Raw genomic sequence first — 23,821 nt, 5'->3', positions numbered from 1 at the left:
ACGACCCCATCATGATTTCTTCCCCACTGACACACGATTGGACTGTAGAGCCTGTCTCCGGCACGGTCCCTCAGGACATCCCGGCGCAGATTCCGGCAGAAGTACCCGGAACCGTACATACTGACCTGCTGCGCGCCGGCCTGATCGAGGACCCGTACTTGGACGCCAACGAAACCAGCCTCCGGTGGATGCACGACGTTGACTGGCGCTACCAGACCCTCCTCACCCTGCCGGCTGCCGCTGAAGGGGAACGGATAGACCTGGTCCTGGACGGTGTGGACACCGTCAGCAACATCAGCGTGGGCGGACGGGAGCTGGGGCAAACGGCCAACATGCACCGTTCATACCGGTTCGATGTCCGTTCAGAAGCAGACGGCAGCGCACAAGCGCTGACGGTCAACCTGCGCTCCGCCACGGCCTACGCCGAGGAAATGCGGGCACTGCTGGGAGACCGGCCCAGCGCCTACCACCCCGTCCCGTTCAACTTCGTCAGGAAGATGGCGTGCAGTTTCGGCTGGGACTGGGGCCCGGACCTGCGCACTGCCGGTCTTTGGAAAGAGGTGCGGATCGAGCGCTGGACCGTCGCGCGCCTGGCCGAGGTCCGGCCTCTGGTGAGCGTTACGGCCGAAGGAACAGGACACGTTGAAGTACACGTCACCGTTGAACGTTCAGGCCTGGACGACGAAGGTGATCTGGCAATCCAGGCATCCGTTCACGGGCAAACCGCCACTGCGATTGTCCCGGAAGGAACCACCACAACAGTGGTGACCCTTGACGTCCCAGACGCCCCGCTCTGGTGGCCTGCCGGTTACGGCGAGCAACCCCTGTCCACTTTCCAGGTCCAACTCTTTGAGGCATCCGGCACCACACCATTGGACTCATGGGAACGCCGCATTGGATTCCGTAACGTTGAACTCGACACAACCCCCGACAAAATCGGAACCGCCTTCACCCTCAAGGTCAACGGCAAAGCCGTCTTCGTTAAAGGTGCCAACTGGATCCCGGACGACCATCTCCTGACCCGGATAACACGCTCCCGCCTCGACAGGAGACTGGACCAGGCCATCGGCGCGAACCTTAACTTGCTGCGTATCTGGGGCGGGGGAATCTACGAAACGGAGGACTTCTACGCTGCATGCGATGAGCGCGGAATCCTGGTTTGGCAGGACTTCCTGCTCGCCTGTGCCGCATACCCTGAGGAATCCCCCTTGTGGGAAGAACTGGAAGCAGAAGCTCGCGAGAACGTTGTCCGTCTCGCCTCGCACCCCTCACTGGTGATCTGGAACGGCGGAAACGAAAACGTTTGGGGCCATGAAGACTGGGGGTGGAAGGAAGACCTGGAAGGGCGGACCTGGGGAGACCGGTATGCGCACGAACTGCTCGGCGGCATTGTCGCCGAACTGGACCCCACCCGGCCCTACTGCGACAACAGTCCCTACTCCCCCGGCCAAAAACCGGAAGCCGTGCACCCCAACGACCCCAATCATGGAACCCACCACCAGTGGGAAGTCTGGAACCGGATCGACTACTCCGCTTACCGGAACGACACCCCACGCTTTTGCTCCGAGTTCGGATTCCAGGGACCGCCGACGTGGCGTACCCTGACTGATTTCGTGCACTCCAGCAACGGTGGCCCTCTGACCGGCGAAGAAGACCCAAAGAACGACGCGGTCTTCCTCATCCACCAAAAGGCAGACGACGGAAACGGCAAGCTCGACCGCGGCCTCACCCCGCACCTTGGTGTGCCGGAGAACTTTGAGGACTGGCACTGGGCAACCCAGCTCAACCAGGCCCGCGCTATACGGTACGCCATCGAGCACTACCGCTCCTGGTGGCCCCGCACGGCCGGCGCGATCGTCTGGCAGCTCAACGATTGCTGGCCGGTCACATCCTGGGCCGCCGTCGACTCCCAGGAGCGGCCCAAGCCGCTCTGGCACGGGCTCCGGCTCGCTAACGCGCCCCGCATCATCAGTTTCGGGAACCGGGAAAACCAGTTGACCGTGTCACTGGTCAACGACACCGACCAGCCGTGGACCGGCCATCTGGTGCTGCGCCTGCAGACCTTTGACGGCGGCGTTCGCGGCGAATATACAGAAGATGTGGACGTGGCTGCACGGACGGTGACAACCCTGCCAGTTACGGGCGGATTGTTGTCCCGGCCCGAAGACGCAACAGGCGAAGTGCTCGTTGCCACCCTCGGAGCAGAGCAGGCCGCCCACACCTTCGCCGATGACGTTGAGCTGAACCTGGATCCGAACCCGCTGAACGCGACCGCGAAAGCGGTCCCGGGAGGCTACGAAATTCACGTCCAGGCTGTCTCACTTGCGCGTGACATCACGCTGCACGTTGACAGGGTGGACCCGGACGCAACAGTGGGTGACGGGCTCGTCACCCTCCCCGCAGGGGGTGAATGGACCTTCACAGTAGCCAGCACAGCTGCCGGTATTGACCCGGAGGCATTCCTTTCACCGGCCGTCCTGCGTACCGGCAATGACCTGCGCGCGGTACCCCTCGTAGCCGCTACAGAGCACGTGCCTGCCCGGATCCAATAAGGAAACCACTGCCCCCACCAGCTCGAGCAACCAGCCGGCGCCGCCCCCAAGGGCGGCGCCGGTTTCACAAGCGAGCCCGCAGCCAAGACGAAGAAGATCATGACACACCACTTCAACACAGAGATCTATACCGACACCGAGTGCCGTGCCCTCAACACTGGCTGGCACATCCGCCTCATTGACGGACCGGCCCCCCTCGGCATCGCCGGGCGGCATATCCCCGCGTCTGTTCCCGGCTCAATCCGGCAGGACCTGACAACCGCAGGTCTCCTGTCCTCCAACCAGGCAGGAGAGGCACTCGGATGGATCACACAATGCGCCTGGGAGTACAGCCTTGACTTCCCCCTCCGGAAGCCTGCCGCCTCTCCCGTGGAACTCGTGATCAGTGGTTTGGACACTGCAGCCGAAGTACAGCTCAACGGGCAACCGCTGACCCGTACAGGAGAACAAAACCCGAACTCGCATGACGTTGGGGCCCATCTCTTCCAAGGCCTGAACAACCTCAAAGTCTCCGTTGTGCCCGCCCTCAGCTAGGGCACCGGACCACTCTTCCAGCAGAAAGCCACCACTGTGACCTCTCAAGTCCCCGTACTCGCCGTCGACGGCGGCCAGTCATCCATCCGCGCCCGACTGCTGGCCAGCACAAGAATCGAGTTCGAGCAGGAATTCCCGCCGCTGCTCACCGACGCACCACTCATGCCCCAACTCGCAGGCGTCGTACGGTCCGTTCTCACCGCCAACCCACGCGAGAACGTCCGGGTGGCGGCAGCCCTCTCCGGCCTCACCTCAGCCAACGCAGACGCCCCCGGCGTCATGGCAGCCTGCCGCGACCTTGGCGTCACCTCCATCCGCATAGCCCATGACTCCATCTCCGGATACCTCGGATGCCTTGGCGACCGGGCAGGCTCGGCCATCGCCGCGGGAACAGGCGTAGTGACCCTGGCAACCGGACCGACGGGTTCAACCCGGGTGGACGGCTGGGGAAACATCATGGGGGACGCCGGAAGCGGCTACTGGATTGGCCGCGCCGGGCTCGATGCCGCCATGCGCGCCCATGATGGCCGCGGAGACCCCACAGCGCTGCTCGGGTTGCTCAAGCAGGATTTCCCCGACGTGGAAGGAGCCTACATAGAAATACAGTCCAACCCGGAAAAGATCTCCTTCGTCGCCTCCTACGCCCGCAAAGTCATCGACCTGTCCGAACACGACACCGTCTCAGCACGAATCGTCGAACACGCAACCGACGAACTTGCACTTTCCGTCGGCGCGAGCCTTCGCAATACCGGCTGGAAACCCGGATCAAGCCCCACAATCAGCTGGGTGGGAAAAATCCTCTCCAACAACCGCATGGCCCAGCCCCTGCAACGCAGACTCCAACAGGCATGGCCCAACGCCAACATCGTCGCGCCCCACGGCGGACCCCTGGACGGCATAGCCCAACTGGCAGACCTGCCAAGCCACCACGCCCTGTATCCGCTCCTTCACACCGCGTGACTCCCAGCACCACCGCCAAAAGTAGAAAGACAATCACATGCACCGACTGACCGGAGCAAGGCGCTCATACGACTGGGGATCCACCACAGCCATGTCCGAATTCCTGGGCTCCGCCCCCGACGGAGCCCCATACGCAGAACTATGGCTGGGCGCCCACCCCACCGGTCCCGCAACCGCGGAAACACCAAACGGGCCAGAGCAGCTGGACCGGGTCATTTCCGGTGATACCCCCCGATACCTCGGAGAAGATGTCACCTCAAGGTTTGGCCAACTCCCCTACCTCGTGAAACTCCTCGCCCCCGCACGCCCCCTCTCAATGCAAGTCCACCCAAACCGACAGATGGCGATCGCCGGCTACCAGGAGGAGGAACGACGCGGCATACCCCTGGATGACCCTCAACGCAGCTTCAAAGACGAGCACAACAAACCAGAAATGGTTTACGCCATCACATACTTCGAAGGACTCGTCGGGTTCCGGGCCCGAGAGGAAATCGCGCTCCTTCTCCAAACAGTGGCGGGGCCACTCCGCCCGGCATCTGATGCCCTCTGCCAGTCACCCGGGGAGCAGGGAATGCAGTCCACGCTGGAACAAATGCTGGAACTGAACGCCCTGCAAGTCAAAGAGGTCCTCGAGACCACTACAAAACTGGCTGACACACACGCCAACCCCACGATCCGCGCCGCTTGCAGCACAGTGAACGAACTATCTCGGCTCTACCCGCAAGACATCGGTGCGGTGATCTCCCTGATGCTCAACAAGGTCCAGCTGCAACCCGGACAACTCGTATTTCTCGGCGACGGCGTGCCGCACGCCTACCTCGGCGGCTTCGGCCTTGAGGTTATGGGTAACTCCGACAATGTTCTTCGACTCGGCCTCACCACGAAACACATTGACGTGCCCTCCATGCTCAAGGCACTGGACTTCAACTCCTCCGGATTCGCCGTCGAGACAGCCCCCAGCGACCAGATCACGCACGTCTTCGAGCCAGCAACTCCGGAATACGCATTGAGTATCACCCGCCCGCACCTCGCCGTAGGCGGAACCACGACCCTGCCCGGCCACGGCCCCCGGGTTCTCGTCTGCCTCAGCGGCCAAGTTACAACCACAACAGCAGCCAGCAACGCAGAAACCGTAACCAGGGGACAATCCCTCTTCGTGTCTGCCGAAGAACCAGCCATACAAGTCACCGGCTGCGGCTCCCTGGCCCAGATTTTCGTTCCCACGCATTAGCGCAGAATCAATGCCCTTCTGGAAGAGGTCCCTTAGACCGCTTACCCCGCTGACCCCGAAATTCCATTTCCAGCGCGGCGGCGTTCCGTCCGCCTTCGACCGTGTCCTGGCCACCCGGCTCGGCATGGCCGCCATCGACCCGATCATGGAAAGCAAGTGGGGCACCAAGGTGGCCCTCAAGGGAACGAACATTGAACACGTGGGCCTCCAGGAAGCCCTAGGCCAGCTCAAAACCGTCCCGCCAGAGCGCTACGACGAAGCCGCTGTTCTCTTCGGCTGATTTTGCCACCAGACCAAAGGGCGCCACGCCTCAGAAGGATACCGGCAGGCAAACCAAAAACCGGACCCTCACTAAGACATCACGAGGAAGACATGCCCGCAACCAACCCAACACAGACAGAGGCACCCGCCGAGCCACCCAAACCATGGCAATCCATCGACGACTGGACAACACTCCACGGTCAAGACATTGAGATACACCGCGGTGGCAGCATAATCGACCGGGGGCGCGTGGATGCCGTTATGGCTGACGGATCCGCCCTATGGCTGGCGTTCAACGGGGCATCAGGCCGCCGCATTATTGAACGCCAACCCGGAACCTATATTCGCCCCAATACGTGATCAGCCACAACCTACCCACTTCAGCGCAATTCACGGTACTGCAATGGCCGCCCTGGGCAGCCATCTTGTACTTGGGCGTACTCCCGGTTCAGATAAAGCTACACCCCACCCTGACGTCAGCCAGGGTGGTCAAGGGCCGTCAAATAGGGCTGGACTTCCGTTTCTGACAGTGGGGCGTGGAAACTGTCAGACCATAACCTGACGCTGTGAGGCGTCTCTGACGGCAGCGCCACAAGCATCATCACGTCGTCCAGCCTGCAGGCGGCCGCCCCTCTGAACACCGGTTGGCGCGACGCCCCCGGCACCCGCCCCCGGAGCCCAAGCCCCAAGCCTGCCAAGCGGGTCTACGCGGCGAAAGCGATCTCCTCAGTGCGTGCGATGCTTCTCCGGATGGACGCCTTGTCTACGCCAAGGAGCGCCGTCAACCACATCCCGTTCTGGACGACGACGATGTCAGCTGCCCGCTCCCTGCATTCATCGCCGGAAAGCCCAGGCTTGGCATTTCCTATCAGCGCCGCGAGTCCGTCGAGATACCGCTCAAAAGCTGCCGCATTGATCAACGCAAAGTCTTCATGGGCTTGCGCAAGCGCCCAAAGGTGCAGACGCAGGGACAGATACTGTGTGGTCAGGAATTCCGGGTCCGCAACGCGCCGGAGGGCCTTTTGGAGCTGTTCGTCCGGTGGCGACCCCGGGTCGGGGGCGACCAGCCTGAGGTCGCTTTCGTCAATTCGATTCAAGGCCGCTCGGATCAAGCTCGATTTGTCTTCGTAGTAGTAATTCACGAGCCCCAGTGCGACGCCGGCTTCGCGAGCCACCGCGCGCATGTTGACCCCCGAGATGCCGTGGCGGGACAGCAGGGCCAGCGCCGCTTCGAGGATGCGCGACTGCCTGTCAACCTGTTCGCCTGAATTCACGATGCTTGTATCCACTTGGCCAGACTATGGCGAAAGCCGCGATGGTGCATCTCTGCCAAAGAAGACGCCCCGCGACGTTATTTGACGCCGCGCTACGTTCTGTTGAGCGTCCGCTACGTCCGGTGAACGTCCATGTCCTGCCCCGTTGTGGCGCTGTTGGGCCGTCCGTAATCTCAACTCCAGTACCCGCCCCAACAAAGGAATTTCCATGGCAACACCGCAGGACAACGGTCCGCAGAACCCGCAAGGCTCTACCCGCATCGTGGCTGGCCAGTCCCCCACGCCTAAGCGTCCGCTCGGCCTGAAGATCGGCATCGTGGCCGGCATCCTCGCCTTGGTGGGCGGCGGCGTGGCCGTCGCCTCCGCCGTCTCCAGCAACTCGTCCAGCACCGGCACCTCGGCCGAGGCTGCAGCGCCTGCCGGCAACCCCGCCGCGGAGCTGAAGCTCGGCTACTTCGGCAACGTGACCCACGCCCCGGCACTGGTTGGCGTCAGCCAGGGCTACATCGCCAAGGAACTGGGCGACACCAAGCTCACCACGCAGGTCTTCAACGCCGGACCCGCCGCAATCGAAGCCCTGAACGCCGGAGCCATCGACGCCACGTACATCGGCCCGAACCCGGCCATCAACTCCTTCGTCAAGAGCGGCGGGGAGTCCGTGAACATCATCGCCGGGGCCGCCGCCGGCGGTGCGCAGCTGGTGGTCCGGCCGGAAATCACTTCCGCCGCCGACCTCAAGGGCAAGACCCTCGCCTCGCCGCAGCTCGGCGGAACGCAGGACGTCGCGCTCCGCGCCTGGCTCGCCACGCAGGGCTACAAGACGAACGTTGACGGCAGCGGCGATGTAGCCATCAACCCCACCGAAAACGCGCAGACGCTCAAACTGTTCCAGGACGGAAAGCTCGACGGCGCGTGGTTGCCTGAGCCGTGGGCCTCCCGCCTGGTGCTCCAGGCCGGAGCCAAGGTCCTGGTGGACGAAAAGGACCTCTGGGACGGTTCGCTCTCCGGCAAGGCCGGCGAATTCCCCACCACCATCCTGATCGTGAGCAAGACGTTTGCGGCAGAGCACCCGGACACCGTGAAGGCCCTGTTGAAGGGACACGTGAAGTCCGTGGAGTGGCTGAACAGCGCCGCCGCGGATGAGAAAGCCAAGGTCATCAACGCCGCCCTGAAGGAAGCCGCCGGCGCGGAGCTGAAGGCCGATGTGATCGACCGGTCCCTGAAGAACATCGTCTTCACCGTAGATCCGCTGGCCGGGACCTACCCCAAGCTGCTGAAGGACGGCGTGGAAGCCGGCACCACGAAGCAGGCAGACATCAACGGCATCTTCGACCTCACCGCCCTGAATGAGGTCACCGGGGAGAAGACTTCCGCCGCAGGGCTGGGTAAGGAGTAGCACCGCGCTGCTGAGGCCTTTCTTCACGCAACCCGTTCATCCGCCCGGAACTGCAAACCAGTTCCGGGCGGATGAGCGGGTTAACGGCCGTGTTGAGTTCGCCTAAATCGCTCACGGAGGTCCCGCCAAAGTTCCCGTGCAGAGAGACAATGGCGGTATGAGCACAGAAGAACCGTTGCCACCCGCCGCCGTACCGCCCACGCCGGAGTCCCAACCCACGGTTCGGCCCGCCGAGCCGGTACCTCCGCCCGCAGCTGCGAGTAAAGGTGCTCCCTCCCGCGTCACCCGTGCAGCGGTGATTTGGAGTGCCGTTGCGGTCAGCCTCGTGGTGCTGGTGCTGCTGATCATCTTCTTCATCCAGAACCAGGACATGGTTGCGGTGAAGTTCCTCGGCTGGGAAGGCAGGCTTGCCCAGGGCGTGGCCTTCTTCATCGCCGCGGTCGGCGGCGGCATACTCGTGGCAATCGCAGGTGGCGCGCGCATCCTCCAGTTGCGCCGTAACGAAAAACGGCGGCGCCGGGTCACCAATTTGTAGGGCAGCCGCCCACGGCTGCACTCAGGCTTTCCCCTGGCCCAACTCCTCCGCGGCTTTCCGTGCGCCGCGGACGGCGATGGCGACGCTCATCAGCGTGGGATTCATGGCCGTAGCGGTGGGGATGAGCGCATTGCCGCCCACCACAAGGTTGCTGTAGCCCCACACCCGCGACCATGGATCGGCCACCGAGGTGCCGTCGTCGGACTCCCCCATGCGCATGGTGCCCTGGTAGTGCAGGCTGGAACCGTTCGGCATCAGGCGTGGCTCGGCAACGAAAGCTCCGAGCGCCTTGCCTGCCCGGCGCAGCCGCTCGGTGGCGTCGGCGATCTCCGCGTTCTCCCGCTCGGTGAGTGCGTATTCGATCGTCATGTTCGGGAAGCCCCGGTAGTCCGGTTCGTTGTCGTCAAAGGTCACGGCGTCCTCGTAGCGGGGGTGCTTGCGCATGCCATAACCCATGTTGACGTAGCCCCAGCGGTTCTCGGCGTAGGGCGCTCCGGGCTCCATCGGAAACGGAGTCGATTCGGAGTACATGACCTGGACGGAGAAGGGGTGCTCCGGCTCCGAGAACGGGATCCGGTTCACGGCCGCCACAGGGTCAGCGGGATTCAGGGCGCGTCGGGACAGCTCGGCATCGAGGTCCTCTTCGGTGGCGAAGCGCTCCATCTTTCCGGCATCCAACGCAACCGTGGAGATGACTACGGGGTGCTCGGTCAGGTAGTGGCCCAGGGCCTGGGGCCGGACGCCCGAAGCCCACAGAAGTTGCGGTGAGCGGAAGGCATCCGCAGCAACCACCACGATGTCCGCGGCAACAAAAGACGTTTCGTGGGTGCGGAGATCCTCGACAGTGACCCCGGTGACCTGGTTGCCGTTTAGTTCCACCCGGCGGACCAGAGTCAGGTCACGGAGTTCGAACTGCTGCGAGAGGGGGCTCTCCGGATCGAGGAGCGGGCCGAGGACAACGTCGGCGCCTGCCCAGCGGATCGAGCCGTCCGGCTGCGGGTCGCCGGCAACGGGCAGTGTGTCCACGCCGTAGCCTTCCGGGAGCTCAGCGCCGAACTCCTCATCGAGGAGCGCCCTGATGGCTGCCCCCACCGCGGAATCGGCGAACGCGGCCCCCTGCACGTGCAGCAGTTCCTTGGCGGAACCAATCAGTTCATCCCACTCGTCGTCCGCGATGAACGGGATCTTTTCGCTGAAGGCCGGCGACGGCGTCGCACACGTCCAGTGGGCACCCTGGCCACCAACGTTGGTAGCCGCAGCCGCGGCGGGGAAGCTGGTGGCGTGGGCGGAGCCGGCACCGCCGTAATCGAGCAGGTGTGTGCCCTGGCGGGCGGTGAACATGCCCTCGGTGACGGTTCCGGCCGGAATGCCTAGCGACTCACGGTACGCGCCGGCCTGCGGCCCCTGTGACATCTCCCGCGCACGGGCTTTCTGGCCGGGATCGGCGATGTTGCGGACGCTCTCGCCGGGACGGTCCGTCAGCTGCGGTCCTGCTTCGAACATCACCACCCGCGCGCCGGGGACTCGTTCCAGGAGCACCCGGGCGTAGGTGGAGCCAATCGGCCCGCTGCCGACGACGGCGATGGTGGGGTTGGTGGACATGGTGTCTCCTTCGACAAAGGGTCAGACCGGTTGGGTCTCGGACGTTGTTTGGGCGGCGGGAACGGGCTCATCCGAAAGCCGGCCGTGGGGAAGCAGCACGGCTGCGACAATGCCGACGGCGTAGGTGGCCGCCAAGGCGATGAAAATGGGGACGAACACTGTGCTGTAAATCCGGGCGATGTCCGCCTGCACGGCGGGCGCTGCCCCATGGACAAACTGGGGGGTCAGGGTGGCAGGGTCTAGGCCCGCCGGAAGGAGGGCGGCCACACCGAAGCCGATCACCCCGCCGATGATCGCCGTCGCCACCGTTGACCCCACCTGCCGCACCAGGTTGACGGTCGCCGTGATGGTGCCTGTCTGGCTGGCCGGGGCAGCGCCTTGGACAACGGCGATAATCAGGCTCATAAAAGCACCTGTACCAATTCCCACCACACCCATCACGATCATCGGGACCCAGAGCGGAAGCCCGGCAGGCAGCATGGCCATAACAAAAAGACCGGCGGCTCCCAGCGACGTCCCAATGATCGGGAACACCCGGTAACGGCCCGTCCTGCTTGCCAGATAGCCAGAGAGGAGGTTGCTGACCAGCATGCCGAACACGGTGGCGATCGGAACAAGCCCGGACACCGTTGCCGTGGTCTGGTAAGCCATCTGAAAATACGTGGGCAGGTAGGCGGTGATGGAGAAGAGCCCGACGCCGATAATCGCCGACAGTGCGGTGCCGGCCGCAATAGTGCGGTTGGCAAAGTGCTTCAGGGGCACGATGGGTTCCGGTGCACGGCGCTCCACGATGAAGAAGGCAACGAAACCTGCGACACTCACGGCGAGCGCAGCGATCGTGGCAGTGCCCGCGGTTCGCTCGGCCGCCCAGGACACAGCCAACACCAAGGACACCAGGGAGGCCGTGAAGATGGCGGCTCCGGCGACGTCGAAATGCCGTGGAACGGTTCCCGGTTCCAGGTGAGGTATCGCGATGAGTGCCAGGCCCAAGGCAACTGCTCCCACCGGAATGTTGATCCAGAAGACCCACGACCAGCCCCAGTAGTCGGTGATGGCCCCGCCGAGCACCGGACCCACCAGGATCGCGATGGGAAAGGCCGCCCCAATAATGGCCATGTAACGGGGCCGTTCCCGCTGGGTGGTCACGCGGGCAATGATGGTCTGGGACATCAACTGCAGTCCGGCGGAGCTCATCCCTTGCAAGACACGCGCGGCAATGAGCCAGGAGATGTCCTGGGCAAAGCCGCAGGCCAGGGAAGCGGCAAGGAACGTCACCAGCGACACCAGGAAGACCCGCCGGGCTCCCAGGACGTCGCCGAGCTTGCCAAGCACCGGCAACAGCACCGTGCTTGCGAGGGTATACCCCACCACAACCCAGCTCATGAGTTTCAGGGCGCCCAGTTCTCCGGCAATCGTGGCCAGCGACGTGGACACCACGGTGTGGTCGAGGGCCCCGAGGAAGGAGACCGTGAGCAGGGAAATAACAAGGAGACGGAATCTCAAAGGCGAAAGTGGCATAGTCATCTACCCGAACGATCGGGCCATCGACGCGACGTGTTGTGCCTCCGCCGCACCATCACGACAGAGAACGGATCCGGAGGGGACCCCGACGCCACCATCATCATAGCGCACTTTAGTCTGAAAGCAACAAAAGAATGACTGGATCAAACACTGACATTCCCAGCCGCTCCGAGTGCAGCCAGGTCCCACCCGAGTGCGCAGTCGTCCAGGAAATCCCCGACGTCGTTCACGGCCCTGCCTGTGGAGCAAGCCTCGAAAGCCCGCCGGAGCGCCAGCCGCGCCGAGGCCTCAAACCGACGTGGAGCAGCCAACGCGCCTTCCTCCGTGCAGGTCTCAACCCGAGCCAGGCCTGCCGGCTGGTCCACCGTCACCTCAGACCTCACCTCCCCCAGCGCCAGGATCCGCACCAGGCCTCCCGAGCCGTGCCCCGCTTCAACGTTGCCTGCCACGGTGACGGCCGGACCGCCCTGCCCTTTCCGGAGTTCCAGGAGCGCAACCCGGGCCTGGGCCGTGGCAGAACCTGCAAGAAGGCCCAGTGGCCCACCCGCGAAGACCCTTGCCCACCCAAATCCATCACGGATCACCGAGATAAGTTCCGATGCGGGCGCGGCGCACTCGACGGCGATAATGCTGGCTGGAATACCTGCCCGCCCCTGGATTGCATCGTCAACCAGATCGGCCCTTAGGCGGGGACGCTCAACAATGACAGGGATGTCTGTCAGCTCCAGCAGGACCTCCCGGGCCTCCCGGGGCAGGTCCTGCGGGTTCGCGACGACGATGGCTGCCGCACCCGCGGCCTGGGCTGCGAGCGCACGGTCCCACCACACGCCAACTCCGGGCACCACCACCACAGAACCGCGAGGGCTTTCCGACAATGCTGCACTGACAGGGAGTTCGGCGACGGCGGCCCGATAGTCGGGCAGGACGGCGCAGACACCCCTCCGCAGTGTCGCCCCGCTCATGCGTGCACACCCTCGAGCAGTTTTGCGGAAGCGCCGTCAGCCAGGGCAGTGACGTAGTGGGAGTCCGCAAGCAGTTCGTCGTATTCCACGGGCACCCTTTCCTCAAGGAGCGCAGCCAGCAGGCGCCACTCCGCCACATAGCCGTCTTCCGGATCACGGCTGTAGGCCGTCCAACGCCCGCCTGGGGTGCGGACGCGCGTGGCGGCGCTTCCCGCATGGACAAACGCCGGCGGGAAGTCCACCTCGATGCGGTCATGCGACGTGGAGATGCTCATCCGCCACAGGGCATCGGGCCCTGCCGGAAGCATGGTGAGGGCAAGCTGTACCAGGACTCCGCTCGCACGGTAGCCCACCACATAGCCGATCGGCGGAACCAGCCGCGCATACACCACTTCTTCAATGTCGGGCGCAAGGTCCCGCAGCGCCGGGAGATCATGGATGGCCAGCCCCGTCAGCAGTTGCCTCAGGACATCCGCTGCCACGGCGGGGTCAGTCAGGTCCGGCCTGCCCCGCCGCGCAGGCAGGAAGGGCCCTCCCTCAGCCACGAGCCGGTGGTAGCGCTCGTTCGGCGGCAGCGCCAACGTGACAGACACCGCCTGCACCCGGCCTTCAAGTGCCACGAGGTGATGCCTGGCATGGCCCCACGCCGCATCAAACAAGTGGTTCGTGCCGACGAGGAGGATCGTCCCCGCCGCACGGCAGGCGGCCACCACCTCTTCAGCTTCTTCCGGACTGGTGGCCAGCGGCTTCTCGCAGAAGATGGCCCGCTTTCCCGCGGCCACGGCGGCGAGGACCTGGCGTCCATGCTCTGCGGGCGGACTGCACACCGCCACCAGGTCCACGTCCGGGTCGGCAAGAAGATCCGAATCACCCTGCGACCAGCGTGCACCAAGCCCCTCCGCGAGGCCACGGGCGCGCCCGCTGCCGGCATCAGCGATGTGCACCACGCTGAACAACTCTCCCAGCCGGCCCAGGGTTGCAAGATGAAGTGCAGCAACCCCCGGCCCGGCGCCCAGCACACCTACATTCCAAGGCATCGTCGCCCCCCTTCTTATGTCTCTATTATTCATAAGTCAGGTCCGTTCTGGCTATAGTCGCGCCACACGACACCTTAGTGGGTGTCAATGTGTGAGAATTGTGACCATGACGACAGACTCCACACTCCGCTTTGGAGCCCAAACGGATGAAGTGACGAGCCTTTTACGGATCGTCAACCTGGTGCGCACGGGCGAAGCAACCACCCGGCCGGAAATCGGCAAGGTCACCGGCCTGGGCAGGGGCGTAGTCAGTCAACGCGTGGACCAGGCCATTCATATTGGCTTCCTGGGCGATGGCGAGTTCGGAGCCTCCTCCGGCGGTCGCGCGCCACGGACCCTGCGTTTCCGGGCGGAACAGGGACGGATCATCATCTGCGCCCTTGGAGCGGCTCATATGAGGGTTGGCATTACTGCCCTCGACGGCGACATCCTGGAACACACGCACCGCACCTGGGATATCGCACAGGGTCCGGAGAAGACCATCGATGCCGTCATGTCCCTGGTCGAGAACTTACTGAAGAAGGACCCCAAGGTGCCCGTGTGGGGTGTGGTGGTAGGGCTTCCGGGACCGGTGGACTTTGCTTCGGGGCAGCCTGTGGCGCCCCCGATCATGCCGGGGTGGAACGGTTACGATGTCCGCACTCCCTTTGAAGAACGCTTCAATGCACCGGTTTGGGTGGACAACGATTCCAACCTGCTTGCCCTCGGGGAGCGCGCCCGGCGGCGCGACTCCCTGGCGGACCTGATCTACTGCAAGATCGGTTCGGGAATTGGGGCGGGCCTGCTCTCCAAGGGCAGGATCCACCGGGGCGCGAACGGGGCCGCCGGCGACATCGGCCATGTCCGGGTATCCGACTCAGATGCACAATGCCGCTGCGGCAAAATCGGCTGCCTGGAAGCCGTGGCCGGCGGCTGGGCGCTCGTCCGGGATGCCGAACTCGCCATCAAGGAAGGTGCCACAAGCTCCTTGGCAGTGAGTGCGAAGAAGGGAGCGCTGACGCTTGAACAGATCACCCTGGCAGCCCAGGCCGGGGATTCGCTCGCCATAACCCTCGTCCAGAAGTCGGCGAGGGTGGCAGGCGAGACCATTTCAGCCCTGGTGAACATGTTCAATCCGGGGATCATTGTGATCGGCGGTGCGATGGGCTCCGCCGGCGAGGTATTCCTGGCAGAGGTGCGCCAACGGGTCTACGAACTCTCACTGCCGCTCGCTACACGGGACCTCACCATTACCCTCTCGGTCAACGATGAGCGCGAGCCCCTGCGTGGCGGAGCGGAACTGGCCCGCGAGCAGCTCTTCGACGTCACCTTCCCGCGCTGGTTCGCGGAAGGCCGGCCCTCGCCGGAACGGGCAACTGTTCTGGCTTAGGGTTTCCGTCAACACTTCTTCCTGATTTCGACTTAAGCATGTATCTTCGGATCATAAGTCTCGCCACGAAGGAGTGCCAGCACCATGTCCACACCCATCAAAACGCTGATCATCACCGGCATGACCGATGTCCACCACGACTGGCGAAAGACAACGCCGGCACTGAAGGAACTGCTCGAAGGGACAGGCCGGTTCCAGGTGCGCGTCACCGAGGAGTTCCGCGGAGCCACCGCAGCAACCCTTGAGCCCTACGACCTGGTCATCCTCAACTACTATGGCCGTACCGACCCGTGGCGCAATGTCCCGGAGGAGCGTTTCGGCCCCGTCGCAGAGCAGGCGCTTTTCGACTTTGTGGCGCGCGGCAAGGGCCTGATCGCCTACCACCCCACGCTCGCCGGCGGCGTGGGCTGGGAGCCGGAATACGAGCGCCTGCTCGGCGGCGTGATGCGCGAAGACACCTCCCGGCGGGCTCCAAACAACGACTTCCTCCTGCACACTGCGGAGCCCCACCCCATCACAGCCGGCTGGCCGGCCGAGTTTCCGCATTACAACGACGACCTCTACGTCGGCCTCAAATGGCCCGAGGGCGTCAAGAAAACCGTCCTCCTGCAAGGTTGGGATAACCCCCTGCGCTACACGCAGGTTCCCTCGCAGTGGCGCAGCCTGCCGGGCATGGGCGAGGAGCATCCGGTGGCCTGGGCGGTCGAGTACGGCGAGGGCCGCTCAGTCTCCATCGGGATCGGCCACAACGTGCAGGCGATCGGCCACCCCGCCTTCCGCGCGCTCTTCCCGCGGAGCGCGGAGTGGGCTGCCACCGGCAGCGTGACCATTGCGACGCCGGCAGACCTCGGCGAAGCGGTGGACGGTGGAGACTGGTGGCCCACCACCCTCGAACCGATGGTCCGGGAGATGTTCAACGATTGGGTTGCCGCGGGCGAACCCGCCTCCCAGAAGTAGTATCGCCGTCGAAATCCGGGACGTGGCCACAAGCGTCAGGCCACGTCCCTGGCCACATCCGAGACGGCATGCCGCCCGGATTCCAGTTCCGCTTCGAGATGGAACGGCAGAATGAGCGGCGAGCCCGGCCGCGCCTGGAGATAGGGCACCAAAAGCTGAAAGTCCACCGAGACGGCATGCGCGCCAGCGGCGAGCCGGCCACTGCCAGCCACAACGAGGCGGTCCTGGACGAACCACCAGCCATGCTCCTCCGGCAATGAGCCCGCCAGCACGTCCCGCACCCCAAGATGCACCGCAAGTTCCTCTGGACCGAACCGCACGCCGTCGACCTCGACGGCAAGGCCGTACACGCTGGACAGCGGCATGGAGCGGATCCAGGGCAGTCCAATCCGCAGTTCAAAGCCGTCCGCAGTGGTGGTGAGCGCATCATCGCGCAGAGCTGTTTGCAGCATGATTTCCATCCTTTATCCTAAAAGTGACATAAGTTTGTCATTAACACGCATATTTGAAAAGGTGCCCCTTGACCACTGGAATTCCTCAAACCTGGACCCTCTGCGCAAGTGCCTTCAATTGGACTCCTGACATCACGGCGGCACGCCGACCGGCCCAGGACATAGTCACCGGCATCGTCGCCGACGGCGTGGCCGATACTGTCGAACTGGAGCCCGGACTGCTGTGGCGGTCCTTTCCGGAGCCCCGGGATGCCGAGGTGGACGAGTTTCGCGGTGCCCTGGACCAGGTGGGTGGAAGGGTCAGCATTGTGGGCGCGAGCCTGGATGACTTCCTCTCAGCTACCCAGCAACGGTCCACCCAGGAGCGGCTGGACTTCCTGGTTCCCCAGCTCCGAGCGGCCCGGCGGGTGGGGGCTGCCGGTGTCCGGTTGCCGATCGGCCAGGCCGGCGCCGAGCTGCTGGCCCTGGTGCAGCCGCTGCTGCACGAGCTCGACCTGGTGCTGTACGAGGAGATTCAAGGGCAGCAGGTTCCTGACAGCCCTGCCATAGCCCCGGCCTTGGAAACGATCGCAGGGCTGGCGGACGATCATGTGCGGGTCCTCGTGGACATCAGCATGCTCATGCCGGCCCTGCCCGCCAGCTACCTTGAGGAACTCCGCCGCGGCGGGGTACCCGGTGAGCTGGTAACCCGACTGGCGGACGAATGGCGGAACCCTGCCACGCTCGACGCCGTGAAGGCCCTGCTCCAGTCCGGAAACGTGCCGCCACGCGTCCACACGCTCTTCATGAACCTGGTCATCCGCTTCGGCCGCAGCGACGCCTCAGACCTCCGGAGCATCCTTCCGCTGGTTGGCGGCTTCCACCTGAAGTTCTGGGATCTGGAAGACGCTGACGGACGCGTATCGCAGCCGCTCCGCGACCTGGGCGGACTCCTTGGCGGCATCGGCTTTGCCGGTACTCTGACCAGTGAATGGGGCGGCCACGAGTGGCTCCAGGATGACCCCACCGACATCACCCGACGGCACCTTGCCCTCGCCACCACCGCGCTGGCTGCCGGCGCGTCGGGTGCCGGTGCGTCGGGTGCCGGTGCGCTGGGTAAGGGAGCCGCCGCCTGACAGAAGCCGTGCCCGGCGCGCAAACACAGAAAAGCGGCCGGCCCCGGCTTACCGGGACCGGCCGCTGACCTGTTTTTGATTACTTCGTGCTGAATGCCGCGTCGAAGGCGGCTACGGAGGGCTCGTAGCTGGAGAGCCTGCGGATGAAGCCCAGGGCCTCCGGCGCTCCAACGAGCCGGTCCATGCCCGCATCCTCCCACTCGACGGACAACGGGCCGACGTACTCGATGGAGTTGAGCATGCGGAAGGCATCCTCCCACGGCACGTCGCCGTGCCCCGTGGAGATGAAATCCCAGCCCCGGCGCGGATCGGCCCACGGCAAGTGGGATGACAAACGACCATTGCGGCCGTTGGACAGGCGCTTCTTCGTGTCCTTGCAGTGCACGTGGTAGACACGGTCCCGGAAATCCCAGAGGAAGCCTACCGGGTCGATGTCCTGCCAAACCATGTGGCTCGGGTCCCAGTTCAGGCCGAAAGCCTTGCGGTGCCCGACGGCTTCGAGGGTACGGACCGTCGTCCAGTAGTCGTAGGCGATTTCCGACGGATGCACCTCATGGGCGAAGCGCACGCCGCACTCGTCGAAGACGTCCAGGATCGGGTTCCACCGGTCCGCGAAGTCCTGGTAGCCTGCCTCCACCATCGCCTCTGTGGCGGGCGGGAACATGGCAACGTACTTCCAGATCGATGAGCCGGTAAACCCGGTCACAGTCTCCACGCCCAGCTTGGCGGCCAGCCTCGCGGTGTTCTTCATTTCCTCGGCGGCCCGGCGTCGGACACCTTCAGGGTCGCCGTCGCCCCACACGATGTCCGGCAGGATGCCACGGTGCCGTTCGTCAATGGGGTCATCGCACACGGCCTGGCCCTTGAGGTGGTTGGCAATTGTCCATACTTTCAAGCCGTTGCGTTCCAACACGTCTAGCTTGCCCTGGACATACGCGTCGTCGTTCCAGCGCCAGGGATCAAGGTGGTCACCCCAGCAGGCGATTTCCAGTCCGTCGTAGCCCCACTCGCCGGCGAGCCGGGCCACTTCGTCGAACGGCAGATCGGCCCACTGGCCGGTAAACAAGGTAATCGGTCGAGCCATGTTCTTTCCCTCCTTAGCGAGCCGGCACTGCAGCGTCGGCGCCGACACTGGTCCAGGCAGAGTCATTCTCGGAGCTGCGCTCGACGGCGTCGAGCACGCGCTGCACCCGCAGTCCCTCAGCGAACGTTGAATGCGGGTCAGTGCCGGCCACGATCCCTTCAACCAGGTCCTTGACCTGGTGCGAGAACCCGTGCTCGTACCCGAGCATGTGGCCTGCGGGCCACCAGGCGGAGACATAGGGATGCCCGGCTTCAGTGACCAGGATCTTCCGGAAACCCTGCCGGTCCGCTGGGACTGTGCGGTCGTAGAACTGGATGCTGTTGAGGTCTTCAAGGTCGAAGGCCAGGGCTCCCTTGTCACCTGAGACCTCAATTGCCAGTGCATTCTTGCGTCCGGTCGCAAACCGTGATGCCTCGAACGACGCCAGCGCTCCGGATTCGAACCGGCCGGTGAAGATGGCGATGTCGTCCACAGTGACTGGCCCGTACCCTGCGCCGGCTATGCCCGACAGGCCTGAACCGGAATCCAGCACAGGCCGCTCCTTAATGATCGTATCGACGACCCCTGAGACCTTCTGGAGGTTCTGCCCGGTGACGAACTGGGCCAGGTCGATCGCGTGGGCGCCTATGTCCCCCAGCGCGCCGGACCCGGCGTGTTCCTTCTGCAGGCGCCAGGCCAGCGGCATCTCCGGGTCCACGAGCCAATCCTGCCTGTACGAAGCCCGCACATGGCTGATCCTGCCCACCACGCCCTCGGCGATGAGGTCGCGAAGGAACGTCACCGCCGGAACGCGCCGGTAGGTAAACCCCACCATGGCCCGTATGCCCCGGGCAGCGGCGGTGGCGGCGGCGTGGGCCATCGCCTCGGCCTCCGCCACCGTGTTGGCCAGCGGCTTCTCGCACAGCACGTGCTTTCCGGCCTCGAGCGCCGCGATGGCTATCTCGGCGTGGGAGTCACCGGGGGTGACGATATCGACAATGTCGATGTCTTCCCGGGCGATGACTTGCCGCCAGTCGGTTGCGGATTCGGCCCAGCCCCATTTTCGGGCTGCCTCACCGACAGCCTGGGCGTTGCGGCCCACGATAACCGCCATCTCCGTCTCGGCAGGCAGGCCGAATACGCGCGGGGCGGTGCGCCAGCCCTGGGAATGGGCGGCGCCCATAAAGCCGTAGCCAATCATGGCCACGCGCAGGGTGGTCATGCGAGCACGACTTTCCGTTCCACGGCGACGCGGTTGCCCACGTAACGCATGGGAGCGATCTGCATGTAGAGCAGGCGGAGGGTGAGGATGACTTCGACGTCGATCTCCTCGCCGGCCTCAGGGACGCGGTCCAGGGGAATGATCACATCGGGCCGGTCCGCGACGAACCACAGCGTCTCCCACTGCTCCGGGAGTTCGGCGATGGAATAGGACTGGCCCTGGAGCTCGAAGCGAAGGGATTCCTTGGGGATCTCCACGCCGTTGACTGTCGCGGCGACGTCGTCAACGGCGGACAGCCAAAGGCTGCGGTACCAGGGCAGTTGCACCGACACCGCAATGCCCTCTGGGTGCCTGCGGACATCGGTGTCCTTGAACAGGGAGTTGTGAGTTGCCATGGCTTTCCTTACTTGAACGTGTCGACGAAGGTGTCGTGGGGAACAGGAGGCGCGGGATCCAGCGTCTGCCGTGTTGATGGGCTGTAGGGGTGGTACTCCGTGGGCACGGGTTCATCGGCGGGTGGCATAAAGACCGGCTTGCCATCGTCGCCGAAGTACATCAGGTCCAGGGCAAAGGCATGCTGGTTCTTTTCCGCGAAGCTGATCCAGTTTTCCTCGAATGGCGCCCGGAGGAGCTCGTAGCAGCGGAATTTCCAGATCTTCCACTCACCGTCCTGCCGTAGGAAGTCCACCGCGTACTTGCACCAGACCCAGTGGGCCCAGACCTTCTTGCCCTGTACCTCACCGGGCGAGTACATGTAGTCGGGGCTTTCCTTGGCCACTTCAGGGTCCGTGAGTCCTGACTCGTTGCCTGTGACGATCCAGACGCCCTTGGCCGTCTTGCCGTCGGCGGCTACCTCGATGACCGGAGTCGTGGTGTAGTGCAGGATCAGCTTGCCCACAGGGGACGGACGCCCCTTGTGGTAGCGGACCACACTCTCGTAATCCGTGTACTGCCCCGCGTTGGTGTACCTCGCCCGCACGCCCGGCGTTCCTGGCTTCACCCACAGCGGGATGATCTGTTCGTCCTCGAAGGCATTGTGCAGGTACATGTAGCGATTGAACAGGTTCTCGAGGTCGCCCCTGTCGTTGGCCCGCCGGGCCAGGCGGAGTGCCTCGTCGAGTTCACGGCGCAGCTGCTCGACCTCAGTGGTGACTTCGCCATTGGTGGCAGTCATGGGCGTTCTCCTTAGGCTGGGACGACGGATTCCTCGACGGCACGGCGCATCAGCGTGTGCTGCTTCTTGACCAGGTCGATCGGATCGGATTCGCCGAGGTCAGCGAACGCGTGCCCCTCCCACTCGCTGGACAGGTAGCCCTTGTAGCCGCCCTTGACGAATTGCCGCACGATCCGCGGAATGTCCATGGCGGGCTCGTTGCCGTGCTCGTCGATGTCGTAGAACTTGGCATGAACGTGGAAGATCTGCGGCATGATGTCCAGCCACTCTTCCGGGGGAACCAGGCCATGCATGTTGAACGCCAGGCGGGTGAACGGGCCCAACCTTGCAGGATCAAAGTTGTTGGCGTTCAGATAGTCCTCGAACTCCTGGTTGCGCTCCTGCATGGGTAGGGGCTTGCGCCAGATTTCCTGCATGACAGCGAAGTGCTCTTTGGGCAGTCCCATCTGGGTCAGGGTACGGAACAGGGTGGGCGACAGGCTGTGCATGGTGGAGCTGAAGTCGGCGGTGAAGCCGAGCCGGTCGCTTCCGAGTTCCTCGTACATTTCCCGGATCTGCAGGATCTTGGGGTCGTTCGGGCCTTGGGGTGCGTGAATTTCGTAGCCGAGCTTCTGGTCGTACTTCTCAGCCAAGGGAAGCAGTTTCCGGAGCAGTTCCTTGCCGGCGGAGCGGATTACTACCCTGTGGAAACCGAGCCGGTTGGCCGTGTGCAGTTGCCTGGCGAAGAAGTCGTACTCCTCCTCGGGGGTCATGTCGCGTTCCTTGCGGCGGCCCATGTCCAGGTTGGTGCCCACTGCACTGGGGGTCAGGCCGTAGCGGTCCATGCTGTCGCGCCACAGACGCACAAAGTCGTCGTCGACGTCGGGGTAGGTGCGCAGCATCTGCGCAATGTTGAACTCAACCCCGGGGCCGAGACCCTCGTCTGCAACTGCCTTGATCAACGTCTCCGGGGTGTAGAGCCCGGCGGCGAACTCAGAGGTGAGCGAATACAGGGTAATGCCAAGCTCGATTCCCGAGCCTGCGATGCCTTCTGACATGTCTTGTTCCTTCAGTTTCAGCCGCGGACGGGCTGGGCGAGGTGGCTGTTGAGGATGCGGCGGGCCTCGGCGGGATCGGTGATCATGGCAGAGCCGGCGTCGGCAGCTGCTGAACGCTGCACGGCCTGCTCGCCGCGGATGATCTCGAACGGATCCTGCCAGTTGTTCCAGTGCCAGCCTTCGTATTCGCTGGAGATCGCACCGGAATAGCCGTTTTCGACGAGCTGGCGGACCAGGCCACGCACGGGAACCGAGGGCTCCTCGCCGTGCTCGTCAATGCCGAAGAACTTGCCATGCACGTGGCGGACCCACGGCATGATTTCCAGCCAGGTATCGATGGGGGCCGGACCAAAAAGTCCGGTTCCATTAATGGCGAAGTCAATGCCGAGGTCCGGCCGGCCGCTGCGTGCGGCCAGGCCAATGAAGGCACCGAAGCGCTCACCATGGACCTTCTGGGTGTTGGGAGGCCCTTCGGCGTAGAAACCGTTCCAGAGTTCAACCACCTGGCGGAGCAGTTCCTCAGAAGCGCCGCGCCGGCGGTAGGCCTCCAGCAGCGAGGGGGCAAAGCCGGTGACGGTCGCGCCCCAGTCGGCGGTGAAACCAAGCAGTGGGGAGTCGAGCTTTTCGTAGCGGTCGCGGAGGGCCAGGACACGCTCGTGGGCGCCGTGCTGGTCCGCGTGGACCTCGAGAGCCAGGGTCACCCCGTACTTCTCGGCTACGGGCAGCAGGCTTTCCATGGCGTCGGGAGTCAGTGAGATCTGCACCCGGGCGATCGGGAAGCCGAGCCGGGCGGCTACTTCGATCTGCCTGCGCATGTACTCGACGAGCTCGTCGTGGTTCATAAGCCGGTCGCGGCGGATGCCGGTATCGACGTTAACGGCAAGGGAGGTGGGGACCAGATCCACTTCGGCGACCAGGTCGCGGAACTGCCCAACGAAGGCATCGTCGATGTGGTCCGGGAAGCCCCGGAGGCTGGAGAATCCGATGACCTCAAGCCCCGGGCCGAAGCCCTCGGCCGCCACCTTGCGGATGAGGCCGTCGAGGTCGTACTGCCGGGCGTGGAAGGCCCGGGTGAAGCTGTAAAGGGTGACGCCCTGGATCGGCGTGCCGAGGCTGGTCATCGCTGTGCCACCTTCATGGTCTTGGTGTCGTGTTCTTCGATGTGGAGCACCCCGTGGTCGGTGATGATGTACGGGATATAGAGCTTCAGGTCCACCCGGACCTCGTGCTCGTCCTGGTCATCTGCCACAGGAAGGTCGCCCGACAGGACGGCCGAGTCCAGGGGAAACCACCACTCGCCGGTCTCATCCACGAGTTCCTCGAAGCTGAAGGTCCGGTTGTTCATGGTCCAGCGAAGTGAATCCTCCGGGGCGCTCACTCCGTCGATTGTCAGCGCGGCACCTGCAATGCACGACCCCGGCAGGGCGCGGTACCACGGGATACGGACCTCTATGGCGGTGCGTCCGCCCTCGGTAGTGAGTGTTCCTTGCTCGATTATGCGGTCGGCGATCATCGAGACCTCCTTGTCTTTGCCTGGCGCTGAAGTGCAACCATCGGCCACTTCTTC

Annotated in this window: 22 protein-coding genes and 1 pseudogene; 10 read left to right on the top strand and 13 right to left on the bottom strand. The window is 64.2% G+C overall.

The genetic code is table 11. The annotated features are described in order from the left end of the window. Positions 1–11: 11 nt before the first annotated feature. From V9L18_RS01100 to V9L18_RS01080, 5 genes and pseudogenes are all read left to right on the top strand, one after another. The gene (locus V9L18_RS01100; RefSeq protein ID WP_337345327.1) at positions 12–2,552 is read left to right on the top strand and encodes a glycoside hydrolase family 2 protein; all 2,541 of its coding nucleotides are present in this window, start codon (positions 12–14) and stop codon (positions 2,550–2,552) included. 99 nt (positions 2,553–2,651) lie between these two features. Beyond that, positions 2,652–3,086: a glycosyl hydrolase 2 galactose-binding domain-containing protein gene (locus tag V9L18_RS01095; RefSeq protein ID WP_337345326.1), complete on the top strand. Its 435-nt coding sequence runs from the start codon at positions 2,652–2,654 to the stop codon at positions 3,084–3,086. A gap of 36 nt (positions 3,087–3,122) precedes the next feature. Beyond that, entirely contained in the window at positions 3,123–4,046 is a 924-nt protein-coding gene (locus tag V9L18_RS01090) for an N-acetylglucosamine kinase (protein WP_337345325.1), read from the top strand. A gap of 37 nt (positions 4,047–4,083) precedes the next feature. Beyond that, positions 4,084–5,277 (top strand): mannose-6-phosphate isomerase, class I, encoded by a 1,194-nt coding sequence (gene manA / locus V9L18_RS01085; protein WP_337345324.1) that lies wholly within the window; start codon positions 4,084–4,086, stop codon positions 5,275–5,277. Positions 5,278–5,341: 64 nt separating this feature from the next. Continuing rightward, positions 5,342–5,557, top strand: a pseudogene (locus tag V9L18_RS01080) (6-phosphofructokinase); the annotation flags it as partial. A gap of 685 nt (positions 5,558–6,242) precedes the next feature. Here V9L18_RS01080 and V9L18_RS01075 read toward each other — a convergent pair. Further along, positions 6,243–6,827, bottom strand: coding sequence for a TetR/AcrR family transcriptional regulator (locus V9L18_RS01075; RefSeq protein WP_337345323.1), 585 nt, complete (start codon positions 6,825–6,827; stop codon positions 6,243–6,245). A gap of 193 nt (positions 6,828–7,020) precedes the next feature. On the opposite strand from V9L18_RS01075, the gene V9L18_RS01070 reads away from it, so the two are divergent. Both V9L18_RS01070 and V9L18_RS01065 read left to right on the top strand, forming a co-directional pair. Further along, a complete protein-coding gene (locus V9L18_RS01070) occupies positions 7,021–8,208 on the top strand; it encodes an ABC transporter substrate-binding protein (protein WP_337345322.1) in 1,188 nt (395 codons plus the stop codon). Positions 8,209–8,365: 157 nt separating this feature from the next. After that, positions 8,366–8,743: a LapA family protein gene (locus V9L18_RS01065; protein WP_337345321.1), complete on the top strand. Its 378-nt coding sequence runs from the start codon at positions 8,366–8,368 to the stop codon at positions 8,741–8,743. Positions 8,744–8,764: 21 nt separating this feature from the next. Here V9L18_RS01065 and V9L18_RS01060 read toward each other — a convergent pair whose 3' ends face one another. The 4 genes from V9L18_RS01060 to V9L18_RS01045 all read right to left on the bottom strand — a co-directional run bounded on the left by V9L18_RS01060 (position 8,765) and on the right by V9L18_RS01045 (position 13,865). Beyond that, complete coding sequence (locus V9L18_RS01060) at positions 8,765–10,345, bottom strand: GMC oxidoreductase (RefSeq protein ID WP_337345320.1); 1,581 nt, start codon at positions 10,343–10,345, stop codon at positions 8,765–8,767. A 21-nt stretch (positions 10,346–10,366) separates the two neighbouring features. After that, positions 10,367–11,869, bottom strand: a complete 1,503-nt coding sequence (locus V9L18_RS01055; RefSeq protein ID WP_337345319.1) for an MFS transporter — start codon at positions 11,867–11,869, stop codon at positions 10,367–10,369. 140 nt (positions 11,870–12,009) lie between these two features. Continuing rightward, on the bottom strand, positions 12,010–12,828 hold the full coding sequence (locus tag V9L18_RS01050; RefSeq protein WP_337345318.1) for a hypothetical protein: 819 nt from the start codon (positions 12,826–12,828) through the stop codon (positions 12,010–12,012). Beyond that, on the bottom strand, positions 12,825–13,865 hold the full coding sequence (locus V9L18_RS01045) for a Gfo/Idh/MocA family protein (protein ID WP_337345317.1): 1,041 nt from the start codon (positions 13,863–13,865) through the stop codon (positions 12,825–12,827). Before V9L18_RS01045 ends, V9L18_RS01050 begins: the two co-directional genes overlap by 4 nt. 106 nt (positions 13,866–13,971) lie before the next feature. Between V9L18_RS01045 and V9L18_RS01040 the strand changes: the two genes are divergently transcribed. Beyond that, positions 13,972–15,234, top strand: coding sequence for an ROK family protein (locus V9L18_RS01040; RefSeq protein WP_337345316.1), 1,263 nt, complete (start codon positions 13,972–13,974; stop codon positions 15,232–15,234). Between the two features lie 84 nt (positions 15,235–15,318). After that, entirely contained in the window at positions 15,319–16,191 is an 873-nt protein-coding gene (locus V9L18_RS01035; protein WP_337345315.1) for a ThuA domain-containing protein, read from the top strand. A gap of 35 nt (positions 16,192–16,226) precedes the next feature. Here the strand turns inward: V9L18_RS01035 and V9L18_RS01030 are convergent, their stop codons facing one another. Next, complete coding sequence (locus tag V9L18_RS01030) at positions 16,227–16,643, bottom strand: C-glycoside deglycosidase beta subunit domain-containing protein (RefSeq protein ID WP_337345314.1); 417 nt, start codon at positions 16,641–16,643, stop codon at positions 16,227–16,229. Positions 16,644–16,711: 68 nt separating this feature from the next. Between V9L18_RS01030 and V9L18_RS01025 the strand changes: the two genes are divergently transcribed. Further along, positions 16,712–17,758, top strand: coding sequence for a restriction endonuclease subunit R (locus tag V9L18_RS01025; RefSeq protein ID WP_337345313.1), 1,047 nt, complete (start codon positions 16,712–16,714; stop codon positions 17,756–17,758). A 79-nt stretch (positions 17,759–17,837) separates the two neighbouring features. Here V9L18_RS01025 and V9L18_RS01020 read toward each other — a convergent pair whose 3' ends face one another. The 7 genes from V9L18_RS01020 to V9L18_RS00990 are packed head-to-tail and all read right to left on the bottom strand — an operon-like array spanning position 17,838 to position 23,767. Further along, a complete protein-coding gene (locus V9L18_RS01020; RefSeq protein WP_337345312.1) occupies positions 17,838–18,842 on the bottom strand; it encodes a sugar phosphate isomerase/epimerase family protein in 1,005 nt (334 codons plus the stop codon). Between the two features lie 13 nt (positions 18,843–18,855). Next, positions 18,856–20,043, bottom strand: coding sequence for a Gfo/Idh/MocA family protein (locus V9L18_RS01015; protein ID WP_337345311.1), 1,188 nt, complete (start codon positions 20,041–20,043; stop codon positions 18,856–18,858). After that, the gene (locus tag V9L18_RS01010; RefSeq protein ID WP_337345310.1) at positions 20,040–20,438 is read right to left on the bottom strand and encodes a C-glycoside deglycosidase beta subunit domain-containing protein; all 399 of its coding nucleotides are present in this window, start codon (positions 20,436–20,438) and stop codon (positions 20,040–20,042) included. Before V9L18_RS01010 ends, V9L18_RS01015 begins: the two co-directional genes overlap by 4 nt. A gap of 8 nt (positions 20,439–20,446) precedes the next feature. Next, a complete protein-coding gene (locus V9L18_RS01005; RefSeq protein WP_337345309.1) occupies positions 20,447–21,217 on the bottom strand; it encodes a nuclear transport factor 2 family protein in 771 nt (256 codons plus the stop codon). A gap of 11 nt (positions 21,218–21,228) precedes the next feature. Continuing rightward, positions 21,229–22,254 (bottom strand): sugar phosphate isomerase/epimerase family protein, encoded by a 1,026-nt coding sequence (locus tag V9L18_RS01000; protein ID WP_337345308.1) that lies wholly within the window; start codon positions 22,252–22,254, stop codon positions 21,229–21,231. 17 nt (positions 22,255–22,271) lie between these two features. Then, positions 22,272–23,375 (bottom strand): sugar phosphate isomerase/epimerase family protein, encoded by a 1,104-nt coding sequence (locus tag V9L18_RS00995; protein WP_337345307.1) that lies wholly within the window; start codon positions 23,373–23,375, stop codon positions 22,272–22,274. Next, positions 23,372–23,767 carry a C-glycoside deglycosidase beta subunit domain-containing protein gene (locus V9L18_RS00990; protein WP_337345306.1) on the bottom strand — a complete coding sequence of 132 codons (396 nt, stop codon included), beginning with the start codon at positions 23,765–23,767 and terminating at the stop codon, positions 23,372–23,374. Before V9L18_RS00990 ends, V9L18_RS00995 begins: the two co-directional genes overlap by 4 nt. Positions 23,768–23,821 lie beyond the last annotated feature (54 nt).

It is taken from the genome of Pseudarthrobacter sp. CCNWLW217, from assembly GCF_037203985.1.
Classification (GTDB): domain Bacteria; phylum Actinomycetota; class Actinomycetes; order Actinomycetales; family Micrococcaceae; genus Arthrobacter.
This window is presented reverse-complemented; position numbering and strand designations above follow the sequence as displayed.

What these genes read in the sequence shown, in the direction of transcription:
- V9L18_RS01100 (WP_337345327.1), top strand. Translation starts at nt 12, where the DNA reads ATGATTTCTTCCCCACTGACACACGATTGGACTGTAGAGCCTGTCTCC.
- V9L18_RS01095 (WP_337345326.1), top strand. Translation starts at nt 2,652, where the DNA reads ATGACACACCACTTCAACACAGAGATCTATACCGACACCGAGTGCCGT.
- manA (WP_337345324.1), top strand. Translation starts at nt 4,084, where the DNA reads ATGCACCGACTGACCGGAGCAAGGCGCTCATACGACTGGGGATCCACC.
- V9L18_RS01070 (WP_337345322.1), top strand. Translation starts at nt 7,021, where the DNA reads ATGGCAACACCGCAGGACAACGGTCCGCAGAACCCGCAAGGCTCTACC.
- V9L18_RS01065 (WP_337345321.1), top strand. Translation starts at nt 8,366, where the DNA reads ATGAGCACAGAAGAACCGTTGCCACCCGCCGCCGTACCGCCCACGCCG.
- V9L18_RS01060 (WP_337345320.1), bottom strand. Translation starts at nt 10,345, where the DNA reads ATGTCCACCAACCCCACCATCGCCGTCGTCGGCAGCGGGCCGATTGGC.
- V9L18_RS01055 (WP_337345319.1), bottom strand. Translation starts at nt 11,869, where the DNA reads ATGACTATGCCACTTTCGCCTTTGAGATTCCGTCTCCTTGTTATTTCC.
- V9L18_RS01050 (WP_337345318.1), bottom strand. Translation starts at nt 12,828, where the DNA reads ATGAGCGGGGCGACACTGCGGAGGGGTGTCTGCGCCGTCCTGCCCGAC.
- V9L18_RS01045 (WP_337345317.1), bottom strand. Translation starts at nt 13,865, where the DNA reads ATGCCTTGGAATGTAGGTGTGCTGGGCGCCGGGCCGGGGGTTGCTGCA.
- V9L18_RS01040 (WP_337345316.1), top strand. Translation starts at nt 13,972, where the DNA reads ATGACGACAGACTCCACACTCCGCTTTGGAGCCCAAACGGATGAAGTG.
- V9L18_RS01035 (WP_337345315.1), top strand. Translation starts at nt 15,319, where the DNA reads ATGTCCACACCCATCAAAACGCTGATCATCACCGGCATGACCGATGTC.
- V9L18_RS01030 (WP_337345314.1), bottom strand. Translation starts at nt 16,643, where the DNA reads ATGCTGCAAACAGCTCTGCGCGATGATGCGCTCACCACCACTGCGGAC.
- V9L18_RS01020 (WP_337345312.1), bottom strand. Translation starts at nt 18,842, where the DNA reads ATGGCTCGACCGATTACCTTGTTTACCGGCCAGTGGGCCGATCTGCCG.
- V9L18_RS01015 (WP_337345311.1), bottom strand. Translation starts at nt 20,043, where the DNA reads ATGACCACCCTGCGCGTGGCCATGATTGGCTACGGCTTTATGGGCGCC.
- V9L18_RS01010 (WP_337345310.1), bottom strand. Translation starts at nt 20,438, where the DNA reads ATGGCAACTCACAACTCCCTGTTCAAGGACACCGATGTCCGCAGGCAC.
- V9L18_RS01005 (WP_337345309.1), bottom strand. Translation starts at nt 21,217, where the DNA reads ATGACTGCCACCAATGGCGAAGTCACCACTGAGGTCGAGCAGCTGCGC.
- V9L18_RS01000 (WP_337345308.1), bottom strand. Translation starts at nt 22,254, where the DNA reads ATGTCAGAAGGCATCGCAGGCTCGGGAATCGAGCTTGGCATTACCCTG.
- V9L18_RS00995 (WP_337345307.1), bottom strand. Translation starts at nt 23,375, where the DNA reads ATGACCAGCCTCGGCACGCCGATCCAGGGCGTCACCCTTTACAGCTTC.
- V9L18_RS00990 (WP_337345306.1), bottom strand. Translation starts at nt 23,767, where the DNA reads ATGATCGCCGACCGCATAATCGAGCAAGGAACACTCACTACCGAGGGC.